This window comes from Streptomyces spongiae, from assembly GCF_009377185.1.
In the GTDB taxonomy this organism is placed as follows: domain Bacteria; phylum Actinomycetota; class Actinomycetes; order Streptomycetales; family Streptomycetaceae; genus Streptomyces; species Streptomyces spongiae.
Genome location: NZ_VJZC01000043.1, coordinates 21211 through 36199, shown reverse-complemented (window position 1 = coordinate 36199; position 14989 = coordinate 21211). Strand labels below are relative to the sequence as shown.

Here is a 14989-nt window from a genome sequence, read left to right as displayed (position 1 = left end):
GATCACGCCTGGGCCGCGGGGCTTGGCACGCACATCTGCGGTCACAAGGAGCCCTGGGCCGAAGCCGGCGTGATCCAAACGACAGGCCCTAGGCGGCCGGGCGCCTGGAGGAGACCACCACGCTGCGGGCCCGAACCCGGACCTCGGTCAGGTGTGTTGACGGAGGCGACGCGTGCTTGTCGCCCACCCGCGTGCCCAGCTTGTCACCCACCCGCATACCTGACAGGACGCGGTGGGTGCCGGGCGGTGGGAGACACCTGGGTGGCTCGGCGGATCCGAGTCCACCGAGCCACCGAGGCAATGCCCGGGTGGGGCGGCCCGCGCGGGATCGCGCGCTCGAAGCGGCCGCCCCGGGCAGCTCCCCATGCGGGACGGGCTCGACGGAGAGGTGGCTCTCCGGAACCCACCGCGGGCTGCCCTGCCGGGAGCCTGACGCACGGAGGCGTCTGACCCCGCTCCCAGATCGTGCCGCCGGCTCACACCGGCATCGGGGACAGCTCCACTGTGCCTGGTGCACCAAGTCGGACGCCACCGAATAAAACGCCACTCAGCGGCCCAAAGCTACCGGCCGACGTGCCCGGCCCAGGTCGACCCACTCGGCACAGATCGCCCGCTCGACCCACCAGGGCCGAGGCTCAGCCGACCAGAGCTCAGCCACGCAAGCCACCCGTGGCCCGGCCTGAACGGGGGTCTACCGGCGGCGCCACTTCCGTCGGCGGGCCTTACTGAAGAACCAGCCCGCGGGCGGTTCGTCGGACCGCCAGGGCTGAGGATCGGGGGCCTGGTTGCGCCAGCGGGCGGCGAGCATCCGGGCCCGCGCGGACGGCTCGGACGTCTCCGCGGAACGTATGAAGTCCTCGTCCAGCTCCACGTCGTCCCAGACGTCACCGGACCCGGCGCCGGCCCCATTGGCCCCCTCGGCCTCGCTCTGCGGATCCTCCGCTGCCATCCCCGTCCTCCTGGTCGTCCATCCCCTTTGCCCAGTGTGCCCGGACACGTGTGAAGCCACTGTCAAGACCGGGAGACCCCCGGGCGTCCGGTCACTCCTCCCCGGCCAGCTTCAGCGTCCGCAGCTTCTGGCCCGCGTACCAGGTCGCTCCCGCGGTGACCGCGGCCAGCAGGATCACCGCGGTCGGCAGCCCGACGTCCGAGGTGACGAGATCCCCGCCCGCGACCTTCTGAGCGACCGCCAGGGCCCACTGCTGGACACTGAGCGTGCGCGCACCGGACACCAGGGAGCCGAAGAGGGCCTCCCAGACGAGCGCGTAGACGAGACCGAAGACGACCGCGTGCCGTGTCACGGTGCCCAGCAGGAGGAAGACCGCCGCGTACGCGATCGACGCGACCAGGGCCGCCACCGTGTACGCGACCGCTATCTGCTGGCCGTTGCCATTGAGGATCAGGCCCGCGACGAGGGTCGGAACCGCCGAGAAGACCATGGTCACGGCTATCGCCACGATCAGTTTGGTGAAGATGATCGTCGGCCGCTTCACGGGCTTGGACAGCAGGTACACCACCGAACCGTCGTCAATCTCGGGTCCGATCGCACCAGTTCCCGCGATGACACCGATGATCGGCACCATCGTGGCGAGCGCGAACCCGCCGAGCACGTCCGCGGCCACTTGGTCGTCTGCCCCGCTGAAGCCGCGCACGGCCACCGAGATCACGATCAGCAGCAGGGGCAGCGCGCCGAGGATGAGGGCCCGACGGCGGCCGAGCAGGGCCCGGTAGGTGAGCCGGGCGACTGTGGGGTCGTACATCTTCGGCCTCCTACGCCGCGACCAGATAAGAGAAGACGGACTCGAGGGACTCGTCCGACGGCGAGACCGTCAGCAGGCGGATGCCCTGGTCCCTGGCCACCTGGGGCAACAGCGCGGTGAAGCGGCCGAAGTCGACGGCCTGGATGCGCAACGCGCCCTCGGTGAGGTCGACTTCGATGCCCGAGGTCGACGGGTCCGCGATCAGCGCGGCGGCCAGGGCACGGTCGTCGCTGGAGCGCACCAGGTAACGGTGCGGGCGGTCGGTCATCAGGCGGCGGATGCGGCGGAAGTCACCACTGGCCGCGTGCCGTCCGGCGACGATCACCTCGATGTGGGACGCGAGCTGCTCGACCTCTTCGAGGATGTGGGACGAGAACAGCACCGTGCGGCCCTCGTCGCCCATGCGTCGCAGCAGCTCCATGAGCTGCATCCGCTGACGCGGGTCCATACCGTTGAACGGCTCGTCGAGCAGGAGCAGCGACGGGTCGTGGACGAGGGCGCTCGCCATCTTCACACGCTGGCGCATGCCCTTGGAGTAGGTCGAGATCCTGCGGTCCTGCGCGTACTCCATCTCCACGGTGGCGAGGGCCCGCCCGGCGGCCTTCTCACCGAGGCCGTGCAACTCGGCGTTCGCGACGACGAACTCGCGGCCCGTGAGGAAGTCGTACATCGCCTCACGCTCGGGGACGATGCCGATGTGCCGGTAGATCTGCTCGTTGCGCCAGACCGGCTTGCCGTCGAGCGTGACGGAGCCCGTGGAGGGGGCGAGGAAGCCGCCCATCATGTTGATGAGGGTGGACTTTCCGGCGCCGTTCGGACCGAGCAGGCCGGTGACGCCGGGGCCGACCGTCATGGTGATGTCGTTGACGGCGACCACGTTGCCGAACCAGCGGGAGACGTTGTCGATGGAGAGCGTGGTCACAGACCCACCTTCCGGTAGCGGCGCATCAGGAGGCCGTAGCTGGCGGCGATGAGGCCCAGGACGACGAGGGCGTAGACGACACCCTCACCGGTCCCGGGGCCGACCGCGCCGGGGAACGACGAGCTCGCGCCCAGGAAGGCGGTCTGCACCCCGTCGATGAGCGTGATGGGCGAGAACAGGCCGATCCAGGGGACGGCTTCGGTATTGGTCTGCGCGTCCGCGATGGCCTGGAGGGTGGATACGGCGCCGTAGGAGATGGTCAGTACGGCGATCACGGCCGCTATGCCGAAGCCACGGCGTGGGGTGACCGCCGCGATGACCAGGCCGATGCCGGCAAAGAGCAGCGAGAGCAGTGCCACGGAGACGAGCCCCTGTGCGAATCCCTTGGTCTGGTCGGTGAAGTCGAGCTTGGCCAGCAGCGCGCCCACGTAGAGCACGAGCAGCGGGGCGGCCGTCAGGATGAACAGCGCCGAGGCCAGCGCCGCGTACTTCGCGCGCACGTAGTCGGCGGTCTCGATGGGGCGCGAGAAGTACAGCGGTACGGTCTTGAAGCGCAGGTCGCGCGAGACGGACTGAGGTGCCTGCGACGCCACGTACAGGCTGATCATGGCCTGCATGATGACGGCGTAGCGCGTGTAGTCGACGGGCAGGTCGTTCGCCTTCGTCGTGACCGCTACCGCCACCATGATCAGCGCGGGGACGCACATCACCACGAAGAGCAGCATCGGCAGGACTTTGGACTTGGCCGAACGGCCCAGCCCGTACGCTCCGCGCAGGGACTGCGAGTAGAGGGAGCGGCGGGCGTAGGCGCGGCCCAGGCGGGGGCCGTCGTAGCTGCGGTAGCCGATGTCGTGGATGCGGGTCTGTTCACCCGCGCGCGCCATGGCCTGCGCCTGTGGCTGCTCAACCGCCATGACCGACCGCCTCCTTCCGTGCGCCCGGTGCGCCCGCCGTGGCGTCCGCCCGCTCGTCGTCGTCCTTGAAGACCTCCGCGATGTGGTGCCTGCGCTGCTCCATGCGGACCAGTCCGAGGCCGAGGTCGGCGACCACGTCGCGTACGAGGTCGTACGTCTCTTCCCCCTGCGCGGTGAGCAGGAGGATGTGTCCCGCCCCGGGGAGGCCGTCGCCCTGGTGGGTCTCCATCCCGCGCGCGAGGAGCGCCTCGCGCATCACCCGGGTGCCGTCCGGGTGCTCGTCGGTGTCGGTGACCTCGATCGCGAGTGTGGTCGTGGTCTGCGTGAAGTCCGTGGTCGAGCTGGAACGCAGGAGCTTGCCGCCGTCGATGACGACCACGTGGTCGCAGGTGCGCTCCAGCTCGCCCAGCAGGTGGGAGGTGACCAGGACCGAGATGCCGAACTCCGTGTGGATGCGGCGGATCAGGCCGAGCATCTCGTCGCGGCCGACCGGGTCGAGGCCGTTGGTCGGCTCGTCCAGGAAGACCAGCTGCGGGTCGTGGACCAGGGCCTGGGCGAGCTTCACTCGCTGCTTCATGCCCGTGGAGTAGCCGCCCATGGGGCGGTACCGCTCCTCGTACAGGCCGACGTGGCGCAGTGTGTCCGCGGTGCGCTCGCGCGCGGCGGTGGGTGGGAGGCCGGACATGCGGGCCATGTGCACGACGAACTCGGTGGCCGAGACGTCGGGCGGCAGGCAGTCGTGCTCCGGCATGTATCCCACCCGCTCACGGATGGCACCGCCCTTGGTGGCGACATCGAGTCCGAGCACTTCGGCACGGCCCTCGGTGGCCGGGGACAGACCCAGCAGGATCTTGATCAGTGTGGACTTGCCGGCTCCGTTGGCACCGACGAGTCCCGTCACACCGGGCCCGACGTCCACGGAGAGCCGGTCAAGCGCGGTCACCCTCGGGAACCGCTTGCTCAGGCTTTCGGTCGCGATCACAGTCACGTCTCCGACGCTAGTGGCGCGGACCACAGCCGGTCGTCACCCCGCAGAGCTGTCTGTGAGTCACTCTCGAGTATTACGGGCCCGTAGGGGTCACCCTGAGGTCGAACAACCGGACGCCGCCGACGGGCATCGAGTGTCCACAGGCGCCCCGCACGGCTCTTGACGCAGCCGCCGACCATGGTCACATTCGTCAGTGTCAGGTTACGGACGCGTAGCGCGGTCGAAGCACCGCGAGCGAGGACGTCGCCGTACGGGTTCTCCGACCACTCTGCCCAAGCTGAAGGGACAGGCATGAGCCACAGGGGACAGGCGCCGGGCGGCGGCCTCGACGGCGCGCGGGAACGCAGGGTGCGTTCGGGTGACGTCGAGTTGTGCGTCGCCGAGCTGGGCGACCCCCGACAGCCCACGGTCGTCCTCGTGCACGGCTACCCCGACTCCAAGGAAGTGTGGTCCGAACTCGCGCCGCGCCTCGCCGACCGCTTCCACGTCGTCCTGTACGACGTGCGCGGGCACGGCAGGTCGACGGCTCCGCGGCCGCTGCGCGGCGGGTTCACCCTGGAGAGGCTGACGGACGACTTCCTGGCGGTCGCGGACGCGGTGAGTCCCGGCCGGCCCGTGCACCTCGTGGGGCACGACTGGGGTTCGGTGCAGGGCTGGGAGTTCGTGACGATCGGGCGTACCGAGGGCCGGATCGCGTCCTTCACGTCGATGTCCGGGCCGTCCCTCGACCACTTCGGGCACTGGATCAAGCAGCGCGTGAGGCGTCCGACGCCGCGCGGGGCGGTCCAGCTCCTCGGCCAGGGCGCCAGGTCCTGGTACGTCTACCTGCTGCACACTCCGCTCCTGCCGGAGCTCGCCTGGCGCGGCCCTCTCGGCAAGCGGTGGCCCCGGATGCTCCAGCGGGCCGAGAAACTCCCCGCCGGGGACTACCCAACCCCTTCGGTGGGCGCGGACGCGGCACACGGCGCGTGGCTGTACCGGGACAACGTCCGGGCCCGGTTGTCCCGGCCCCGTGACGACGCGTACGCACACGCGCCCGTACAGCTCATCACGCCCTTGGAGGACAGGTTCCTGTCGGAGCGGCTCTACGACGGGCTGGAGCTGTGGGTCCCGCGGCTGACCCGTCGGACCCTCCCGGCCAGGCACTGGATCCCGCGGACGCGCCCGGATCAGCTGGCCGCCTGGATCAGCGGGTTCGTGACGTCCACCGAGGACGGCAGTCCCGCTTCGGCGGGCACCGGGAAGTACGCCGACCGGTTCGGCGGGCAGTTGGCGCTGGTCACCGGAGCGGGCAGCGGCATAGGGCGAGCCACCGCCCTCGCGTTCGCCGAGGCCGGCGCGCGCGTGGTGGCCGTCGACCGGGACGCGGAGAGCGCGGCCCGTACGGCGGAGCTGTCCCGCCTGGCGGGCGCTCCCGAGGCATGGGCCGAACCGGTCGACGTCTCCGACGAGCAGGCCATGGAGAAGCTCGCCCAGAGGGTCGCCACGCAGTACGGCGTGGTGGACGTGCTGGTGAACAACGCCGGGATCGGGCTGTCGGGGTCCTTCCTCGACACCGCCCCCGAGGACTGGAAGAAGGTCCTCGACGTCAACCTGTGGGGTGTGATCCACGGCTGTCGGCTCTTCGGCCGGCAGATGGCGGAGCGCGGCCAGGGCGGCCACATCGTCAACACCGCGTCGGCGGCGGCGTACCTGCCGTCGAAGGCGCTCCCCGCTTACAGCACCTCCAAGGCGGCCGTCCTGATGCTCAGCGAGTGCCTGCGCGCGGAGCTGGCCGGCCGCGGCATCGGGGTGACGGCGATCTGCCCGGGGTTCGTGAACACCAACATCACCTCGACGGCGCGCTTCGCGGGCGTCGACGCCGAAGAGGAGAAACGGCGCCAGAAGAAAGCCGCGCGGCTGTACAGACTGCGCGAATACCCGCCGGAGAAGGTCGCGGACGCGATCCTGCGCGCCGTCGTGCGCAACGAGGCCGTCGTCCCGGTCACCCCGGAAGCCCGCGGCGGCCGTCTTCTGTCCCGCTTCGCGCCGAGGGCCCTGCGCGCGATCGCACGACTGGAGCCACCGTTGTGAGGCGACTGGAGTAACCGGCTGGGGCTGAGGCTCAGGCTGGGGCTGAGGGACGAGCATCGCGCGGGGGTGTGGAGAGGCAGGGACCGTGAACGACGAGTCGGTCGGCGTCGCGTACCGCATCGAGGACCTGGCGCACCACAGTGGCGCCACGGTCCGGACGATCCGCGCCTACCAGGACCGCGGGCTGCTCCCCCGCCCCGAGCGCCGGGGCCGGGCCAATGTGTACTCGGACACCCATCTGGCCCGCCTCCGGCAGATCGCCGGCCTCCTGGACCGCGGCTACACGCTGGCCTCGATCAAGGAGCTCCTGGATGCCTGGGACGCGGGACGGGGTCTCGGCGGCGTACTCGGCCTGGTCGCCGAGGCCGACGGGCCGTGGACCGACGAGGAGGCCACGCGGATCTCGCGGACCGAGCTGGACGAGTGGTTCGGCGGCGTACCGGACGATGCGGCGGTGGCGGACGTGATCGAGCTGGGCGTACTAGAGCCGGTGCCCGGACAGGACGACGTGTTCCTCGTGCCGAGCCCCGAACTCGCGCGCGCGATAAGCCTGTTCGCCCACCGGCACCTGCGACGTCACCTGGGTTCCGAGCAGCCCGTGGAGCGCACGGACGAGACGCGGTCGGTGCCGGTACCGGCGGCCACCATGCGAGCGGTGGAGGAGCTGGTTGGCGCGGAGCGCGCCGCCGAGTTCGTCGCGATCGCTGCCGAACGGGAGGTGCGGGCAAGGACCTTGGACGCTCTCGCGGCACATCACACTAAAAAGTGTAATTTTGGCGAAACACCTTGAAGAACCCCTGAAGGGAATGAAGGGACGTTGAGTTGTCCACAGGATCGCCAATTCCCCTGTGGATAACCGTACTTCGCTGTGGATCAAACATCCGGATCAAAATCGCGTGCGTGATCCGCGTCTCTCCAGGCACGCTGGCGGCATGAAGGAACGAACGGACGAAACGGATGGATGATCGACGCACCGTCAAGGTGTCCAAGTACCTGTCGAAGCACCTGCGCCACCAGCCCGAGAGGATCGGGCTCACGCTCTCGGGCGACGGCTGGGTCGAGATCGACACGCTCATCGCGGCAGCCGCCGCGCACGGCTTCCGGATCACCAGGGCCGAGCTCGACCACGTGGTCGCCGCCAACGACAAGCAGCGCTTCGCCGTCGAAGGCACCCGGATCCGCGCCAACCAGGGCCACACCGTCGAGGTCGACCTCGGCCTGCCCACGGCGACACCGCCGCCGTACCTCTACCACGGGACCGTGGCCCGCAACCTGGACGCCATCCGGGCCGAGGGACTGCGCGCCATGACCAGGCACGCCGTACACCTCTCGCCCGACCGCGAGACCGCCACCCGCGTCGGCGCCCGCCGCGGCCGTCCGGTCGTGCTCTCCGTGGACGCCGGCGCCATGCACCGCGACGGCCACGTGTTCCACGTCAGCGCTAACGGTGTGTGGCTGACCGAGGCCGTACCACCGCGGTACCTGCGCCTTCCCGAACCGCACTGATCACCCTCACCACCCCGCACCTCGCCGCGGCTTAGGCTCTGGGGCATGAGTCTGCGTCTGAGCACTGTGATCCTCCCGTACGTCCGCTGGCACGAAGGCGGGCGTGCCGCGTGGCAGCGGGCCGAGCAGCTCGGTTTCCACGCCGCGTACACCTACGACCACCTGTCGTGGCGGAGCTTCCGGGACGGCCCGTGGTTCGGGGCGATCCCCACACTGACCGCCGCGGCCGCCGCCACCGACCACCTGCGGCTGGGCACCCTCGTGACCTCGCCGAACTTCCGGCACCCGGTGACGCTCGCCAAGGAGCTGATCTCCCTCGACGATGTCTCCGGTGGCCGTGTCACGCTCGGCGTCGGGGCCGGCGGTACGGGCTTCGACGCCACCGCACTCGGTCAGGAGCCGTGGTCGCCGCGCGAGCGCGCCGACCGCTTCGCCGAGTTCGTGCGCCTGCTCGACCGACTGCTGTCCGAGGACTCCGTGTCGTACGAGGGCGACTTCTACTCCGCACACGAGGCACGCAACATTCCCGGCTGCGTACAGCGCCCCAGGCTGCCCTTCGCGGTGGCCGCCACCGGGCCGCGCGGACTGAAGCTGGCGGCACGGTACGGCCAGGCGTGGGTGACCACCGGAGACCCCCGGCTGTACGAGACGGGCACTCCCGAACAGTCGGTCCAGGCCCTTCGCGGACAGGCCGAGAAGCTGGCGGACGAGTGCGCCGCAATCGGCCGGGACATCGCGGGCGTCGACAAGATCCTGCTCACCGGCTTCACCCCGGACCGCGGTCGCCCGCTCGACTCCCTCGACGCCTTCGTGGACTTCGCCGGCCGCCACGCGGAACTGGGATTCACCGAGATCGTGATCCACTGGCCCATCCCCGACTCGGACTTCGCGGCGGACGAGAAGGTCTTCGAGCGCATCGCCATGGAAGCGGCGGCACAGCTGGGATGAGCCCGCACGGCTGGGATGAGCCCGCACGGCTGGGACGAGCACGCACGGCACGGAGCCGGTCACGCCGGACGGTCACGACGGACGGCACGACGCTGATGGGGACAGCGATCACTCACCTGTGCGGCCCCCCGCACGGGCGTGCGCGCACCTGAGCGAGAATGAGGCCGTGACCTCAGCGACCAGCCAGCCCGCGACGCCGGCCCCGACCGTCCCACCCCGACTGATCGCCACGGACCTCGACGGCACCCTCCTGCGCGACGACAAGTCGGTGTCCGCGCGCACGGTCGCCGCTCTCGCGGCCGCCGAGGAGGCGGGTATCGAGGTGTTCTTCGTCACCGGCAGGCCGGCCCGCTGGATGGACGTCGTCAGCGACCACGTCCACGGCCACGGCCTGGCGATCTGCGGGAACGGTGCCGCCGTGGTCGACCTGCACGGCGGCCCCGGCGCCCACCGCTTCGTCAAGATCCGGGAACTCGCGCGGGAGAACGCGCTCGACGCGATACGGCTGCTGCGCGCGGCCGCGCCGGGAACCGTCTACGCCGTCGAGCAGACGTACGGCTTCCACCAGGAGCCGGAGTATCCGAAGCTGCACATGGAGACCCCCGACACCCTCGCGCCCGCGGAGAAGCTGCTGGCCCCGGACGGGGTGGCCGCCGACGAGCCGGTGCTCAAGATCCTCGCGTACCACCCCGAGATCGACCCCGACGACTTCCTCGCCACCGCCCGCTTCGCCGTCGGTGACCGGGCCACCCTCACCCGCTCCAGCCCCAGCGCACTCCTGGAGATCAGCGGCCCCGGCGTCTCCAAGGCCAGCACCCTCGCGCTGTGCTGCGCCGAGCGTGGCATCTCCCACGAGGAGGTCGTCGCCTTCGGGGACATGCCGAACGACGTCGAGATGCTGACGTGGGCGGGCCGGTCGTACGCCATGGGAAACGCGCACCCGGATGTGATCGCCGCGGCCTCGGGCCAGACCATCGCCAACAACGAGGACGGAGTCGCCGTCGTCATCGAGCAGCTGGTGGCGGAGCGGTCGCGGGCGTAGCGGGCCAGGTGGGCCTACAGATCCACACCGTGCTTCAGCAGCCACGGCACCGGATCGATGCCCGACCCCAGTTCCGGTGTGATCCGTACCTCGAAGTGCAGGTGCGGGCCGGTGGAGTTGCCGGTCGTGCCGGCCTGTCCGATCCACTGCCCGGTGGCCACCTGCTCGCCCGGGTCCACGGCGAGGGAGGCGAGGTGCGCGTACTGCGTGTAGTAGCCGTCGGGGTGCCGGATGACGATCTGGAGGCCGAAGGCGCCCCCGCAGGACACCCGCACGACCTGCCCCGCCCCGACCGCCCGGACCGGCGTTCCGACGGGCACCGCGAAGTCCTGCCCGGTGTGCCGGTTCGCCCAGCGCGCACCGCCACTGCCGAAGCCCGCGGACAGCACGTACCCCTCCACGGGCGCGACCCACGCGCGCTGGGTACCCGTGGGCGGCTGGCCGAGCCGGGTGGCTCCCGGGCACGCACCCGCTGCCGCCGACGCGTCGGCCTGTCCCTGGAGCATCCACAGCGCGTCTTCGAGCTTCTTCTCGATCGCCCGCTTCGTCTCGGCGAGATCCGCGTTCCGCCGCTGTAGCTTCCGCCACTCGGCAACGGCCTGCTTCTCGTCGGCCGCGAGCCTCGCCTCCGCCCGGCGGCTTCTGGACACGGCCTTGTCGACCGCCAGGTTCGCCTGGCGCACGACCCGGTGACCGCGCATCAGCTCTTCCGGGCTGTCCGCGAGGAGCAACTGCACGGTGTACGGCAGTCCGCCGCCCTCTCGGTACCGGGCACGTGCGATCCGCCCGAGGTCCTCGTGCAGCACCGCGATCTGTTCCCGCTCACGCACCAGGAGCTTTTCCAGCCGCTGCGCCTGTGCCCGCTGCGCCTCGGCTTCGCTCCGGCCCAGTTCGTACTGCTGCGTCGCCACGGCCGCCTCCTCGTACAGTGCCACCACCCGGGCGCTGTAGCCGGGGGCACCGGACAACCCCGTGCCCCCGCTGTCGCCCTCGGCCGCCGTCGGCGGTGCGACGAGGACGGCGCAGGCACACAACAGCACCGGGACGAGCAACGGGTGACGTCGACGAGATGAGCGCATGCCAGCGATAGTGGCGCGCTCCAGGGCGTGAGGTCGTGTTCGAGTCGTACGGCCGGGGGATCTAGTGCCACGAATGGACCAGGCGCGCTGAGCCGAACAGGGGTCCGGCACGGGGGAGTTCCGCACGGCGGCTTGCGGGCGCACGTGTGTGTGCCCGTCAGCGTCGCCGCACCCCGCACGCCTGTCGGCCCGGCGCCCTTCGCCACGGTCAGCGTCCCCGCGCGCCGACCAGCAGCTCCCCCGCTGTCTCCCGCTCCACCATCGACCGCAGTGCCCCTTCCACGGCGGCCAGTTCCGCGAAGGGGCCGCGCTGCACGACCCGCCCTTCCGCGAGGACGACGACCTCGTCCACGGCTTCCAGCCCGGCCAGCCGGTGGGTGATCAGCAGGGTCGTACGGCCCTCGGTCGCGGCCAGCAGGTCCGCGGTGAGCGCGTCGGCGGTCGCCAGGTCGAGGTGTTCCGCGGGTTCGTCGAGGACGAGGACGGGGAAATCGGCGAGCAGGGCGCGAGCGAGGGCGAGCCGCTGGCGCTGGCCGCCGGACAGCCGCGCCCCGTGCTCTCCGATGAGGGTGTCGAGCCCGTCGGGCAGTCCGTCGGCCCAGTCGAGGAGCCGCGCCCGTGCGAGAGCGTCCCGCAGCTCCGCCTCGATGGCGTCCTTCCGGGCCAGCAGCAGGTTCTCACGCACCGAGCTGTCGAAGAGATGGGCGTCCTGGGCGCACAGCCCGACAAGTCGCCGTACGGCGTCTCCGTCGAGCGCGTGGGCGTCCACCCCTCCCAGGGTGTACGTCCCCTCGCGCGCGTCCAGGAACCTCAACAGCACCTGCGCGAGCGTCGTCTTGCCCGATCCCGAGGAGCCGACCACGGCGATCCTGTGGCCCTGGTCGAGGGTGAGGTCGATCCCGGCGAGCGCGTCGCGGTCCTGCTCGGCGTACCGGGCGGCGAGCCCGCTGACGACGAGGGGGAACGGCGACTGAGGGTCGGGCACGGGCCGTTCGGGCTCGCGTACGGGATCGGGGGCGTCCACCACCTCGTACACGCGCTCCGCGCTCTTGCGCACCCTCTGGCGGAACTGCGCGGCCAGGGGCATCCCCATGACGGCCTCGAAAGCGGCGAGGGGGGTGAGGACGACGACAGCCATCGTGACCCCGCCAAGCCGGCCGTCGGCGACCGCCTGCGCCCCCACGAGCGCGGCTCCGGCCACAGTGAGTCCGGTGACGAGCGCGGTGAGCCCGTCGCCCAGCGCGGTGGCGGTGGCGGCACGGGACGCGATCCGGGTCAGTGCCGCGTCGGCCCGCCGCGCCTCGGCAGTGCGTGTGGGCAGGGCTCCCGCCACGGTCAGCTCGGCGGTCCCGGTGAGCAGATCGGCCACGCGGGTGGCCAGCGTGCCGCGGGCGGGGGCGAGTCGGCGTTCGGCGCGCCGTGCCACGGCTCCGGTGACCAGCGGTACCCCGACCCCGGCTGCGAGCAGTCCCAGGGCGAGGACGGCCCCGGCCTCGGGCAGCAGCCACGCGGTGAACCCGACAGAGGCGGCTGACACGACGGCCGCGGCCCCAGCAGGCAGCAGCCACCGGACCCAGTAGTCCTGCAGCGCGTCCACATCCGCGACGAGCCGGGAGAGCAGGTCCCCGCGCCGAACTCGCCGCAGGCCCGCGGGTGCCAGCCGCTCCAGCCGCCGGTAGACGGCGACCCGGGTGTCGGCCAGCATCCGCAGCACGGCGTCGTGCGACACGAGCCGCTCCGTGTACCGGAACACCGCCCGCCCGATCCCGAACGCCCGGGTGGCCGTCACGGCGACCATCAGATAGAGCACCGGCGGCTGTTGGGACGCCCGTGAGATGAGCCACCCGGAGGTCGCCATGAGGCCGACGGCACTGCCGAGAGCGAGGCTTCCGAGCAGCAGGGCAAGAGCGAGACGACCGCGACGAGGGCCCGCCATGGCGCGGACACGGGTCAGCACGGAGTGACGCCGTTCCAGCGGCAGCTCCTCCTCGCCGGCGGGCGGCAGGGGCTGCCCCGATGCTCGCACGCCTGTCCGCGCCCCACCGGTCCGCAGGACGGGGGGCACCACGGCGGGCGTCCCGGGCTCCAACCGGACCACCCGGTCGGCCACCTCCAGCAACGCCGGCCGGTGCACCACCAGCAGCACGGTCCGGCCGACCGCGAGCCGCCGTACCGCCTCCACGACCTCCGCCTCGGTCTCCCCATCCAGGGAGGCCGTGGGCTCGTCGAGCAGCAGCACCGGCCGGTCGGCGAGGAACGCCCGCGCCAGGGCCAGGCGTTGGCGCTGCCCGGCGGAGAGACCGGCGCCGTCCTCACCCAGGACCGTGTCGGGCCCAGCGGGCAACGCGTCGACGAAGCCCAGCGCTCCCGCATCGGTCAGGGCCCGCCGCACGTCCTCGTCGTCCGCGTCCGGCCGCGCGAGCCGTACGTTCTCCGCGATGGTCCCGGCATAGAGGTGGGGCCGCTGCGGCACCCAGGCCACCCGCGAGCGCCACTCCTCCAGATCGAGGTCGGCCAGGTCGGCTTCCCCGATCCGCACCCGCCCCGCGGTCGGCTCCACGAATCCGAGCAGGACGTTCAGCAGTGTGGACTTGCCCACACCGCTCGGCCCGACCAGCGCCACCGTCTCTCCGGACGCGACCTCGAAGGTCACGTCGGCGACGGCGTCCTCCGACCGCCCGGGGTACCGGACGCTCACCTCCTCGAAGCGAACTCCACCGTCCGGCACGGGCAGCGAGCCGGAGGCCCGTACCGGGGTCTCGAGCACCTCGAAGATCTCCTCGGCCGCCGCGAGCCCCTCGGCGGCCGCGTGGAACTGTGCCCCCACCTGCCGCAGCGGCAGATAGGCCTCAGGCGCGAGGACAAGGATCACCAGCCCGATGTACAGGTCCATCTCACCGTGCACGAGCCGCATCCCGATGGTCACCGCGACCAGCGCGACCGAGATCGTGGCGAGCAACTCCAGAGCGAAGGAGGACAGGAACGCGATCCGCAGCGTCCGCATGGTCGCACGCCGGTACTCGCCGGTGATCCGTTTGATCGACTCGGCCTGCGCCTTGGCCCGGCCGAACACCTTGAGCGTCGGCAGCCCGGCGACCACGTCCAGGAAGTGCCCGGAGAGCCGGGACAGGAGCCGCCATTGGCGGTCCATCTGCGAGCGCGTGGCCCAACCGATCAGCACCATGAAGACGGGGATGAGTGGCAGTGTGCCGACGATGATGGCCGCCGAGACCCAGTCCTCGGTGACGACTCGCGCGAGCACCGCCACAGGCACGGCGACGGCCAGCCCCAGCTGCGGAAGGTAGCGCGAGAAGTAGTCGTCGAGGCTGTCCACGCCCCTGGTGGCGAGGTTGATCAGCGACCCCGTGCGCTGCCCGCTCAGCCAACCGGGCCCCAGTGCGGCGGCGCGCTCCAGCAACCGCCCCCGCAGCTCCGACTTCACCGCCGCGCTCGCCCGGTGCGCGGCGAGCTCGGTAAGCCAGGAGACCATCGCCCGGCCGCAGGCGACGGCGACCAACAGCAGCAGGGGGGTGCGCAGTTCGGCGACCGCCATCCCCTGTTGGAAAGCACCGACCACCACTTCGGCGAGGAGCATCGCCTGAGCGATGACGAGTACAGCCCCGGCGACGCCCAGGCCGACAACCGCCCCCAGAAAGAGGCGGGTGGCGCGGGCGTACCGGAGCAGTCGCGGGTCGATCGGTTTCACGTGAAACACACCCTCTTCTCAGCAGGCATGTTTCACGTGAAACATGCCCTT

At 71.3% G+C, this 14989-nt stretch carries 12 protein-coding genes; 5 read left to right on the top strand and 7 right to left on the bottom strand.

Annotated features, from left to right (window positions below):
• Positions 1 to 691 precede the first annotated feature (691 nt).
• The 5 genes from FNH08_RS09630 to FNH08_RS09610 form a co-directional block, all read right to left on the bottom strand.
• The gene (locus FNH08_RS09630) at positions 692 to 949 is read right to left on the bottom strand and encodes an SGM_3592 family protein (RefSeq protein WP_152770968.1); all 258 of its coding nucleotides are present in this window, start codon (positions 947 to 949) and stop codon (positions 692 to 694) included.
• Between the two features lie 91 nt (positions 950 to 1040).
• Positions 1041 to 1760, bottom strand: coding sequence for an ABC transporter permease (locus FNH08_RS09625; RefSeq protein ID WP_152770967.1), 720 nt, complete (start codon positions 1758 to 1760; stop codon positions 1041 to 1043).
• A gap of 10 nt (positions 1761 to 1770) precedes the next feature.
• A complete protein-coding gene (locus FNH08_RS09620; protein ID WP_322724110.1) occupies positions 1771 to 2682 on the bottom strand; it encodes an ABC transporter ATP-binding protein in 912 nt (303 codons plus the stop codon).
• Positions 2679 to 3596, bottom strand: coding sequence for an ABC transporter permease subunit (locus tag FNH08_RS09615; protein WP_194238434.1), 918 nt, complete (start codon positions 3594 to 3596; stop codon positions 2679 to 2681). Before FNH08_RS09615 ends, FNH08_RS09620 begins: the two co-directional genes overlap by 4 nt.
• Positions 3586 to 4578, bottom strand: a complete 993-nt coding sequence (locus tag FNH08_RS09610; RefSeq protein ID WP_322724113.1) for an ABC transporter ATP-binding protein — start codon at positions 4576 to 4578, stop codon at positions 3586 to 3588. Before FNH08_RS09610 ends, FNH08_RS09615 begins: the two co-directional genes overlap by 11 nt.
• A gap of 297 nt (positions 4579 to 4875) precedes the next feature.
• Here FNH08_RS09610 and FNH08_RS09605 point away from each other — a divergent pair, with 297 nt between their 5' ends.
• The 5 genes from FNH08_RS09605 (at position 4876) to FNH08_RS09585 (ending at position 10153) form a co-directional block, all read left to right on the top strand.
• The gene (locus FNH08_RS09605; protein WP_152770966.1) at positions 4876 to 6657 is read left to right on the top strand and encodes an SDR family oxidoreductase; all 1782 of its coding nucleotides are present in this window, start codon (positions 4876 to 4878) and stop codon (positions 6655 to 6657) included.
• An 85-nt stretch (positions 6658 to 6742) separates the two neighbouring features.
• Positions 6743 to 7447: a MerR family transcriptional regulator gene (locus FNH08_RS09600; protein WP_322724109.1), complete on the top strand. Its 705-nt coding sequence runs from the start codon at positions 6743 to 6745 to the stop codon at positions 7445 to 7447.
• Positions 7448 to 7614: 167 nt separating this feature from the next.
• Complete coding sequence (locus tag FNH08_RS09595) at positions 7615 to 8163, top strand: RNA 2'-phosphotransferase (protein ID WP_152770965.1); 549 nt, start codon at positions 7615 to 7617, stop codon at positions 8161 to 8163.
• Between the two features lie 45 nt (positions 8164 to 8208).
• Complete coding sequence (locus FNH08_RS09590; RefSeq protein WP_152770964.1) at positions 8209 to 9111, top strand: LLM class flavin-dependent oxidoreductase; 903 nt, start codon at positions 8209 to 8211, stop codon at positions 9109 to 9111.
• Positions 9112 to 9277: 166 nt separating this feature from the next.
• Positions 9278 to 10153, top strand: coding sequence for an HAD family hydrolase (locus FNH08_RS09585; RefSeq protein WP_322724108.1), 876 nt, complete (start codon positions 9278 to 9280; stop codon positions 10151 to 10153).
• A 14-nt stretch (positions 10154 to 10167) separates the two neighbouring features.
• On the opposite strand, the gene FNH08_RS09580 is transcribed toward FNH08_RS09585, so the two are convergent.
• Both FNH08_RS09580 and cydD read right to left on the bottom strand, forming a co-directional pair.
• Entirely contained in the window at positions 10168 to 11232 is a 1065-nt protein-coding gene (locus FNH08_RS09580) for a M23 family metallopeptidase (RefSeq protein ID WP_152770963.1), read from the bottom strand.
• Between the two features lie 208 nt (positions 11233 to 11440).
• Positions 11441 to 14947: a thiol reductant ABC exporter subunit CydD gene (cydD, locus tag FNH08_RS09575; protein ID WP_322724106.1), complete on the bottom strand. Its 3507-nt coding sequence runs from the start codon at positions 14945 to 14947 to the stop codon at positions 11441 to 11443.
• Between the last annotated feature and the right edge of the window lie 42 nt (positions 14948 to 14989).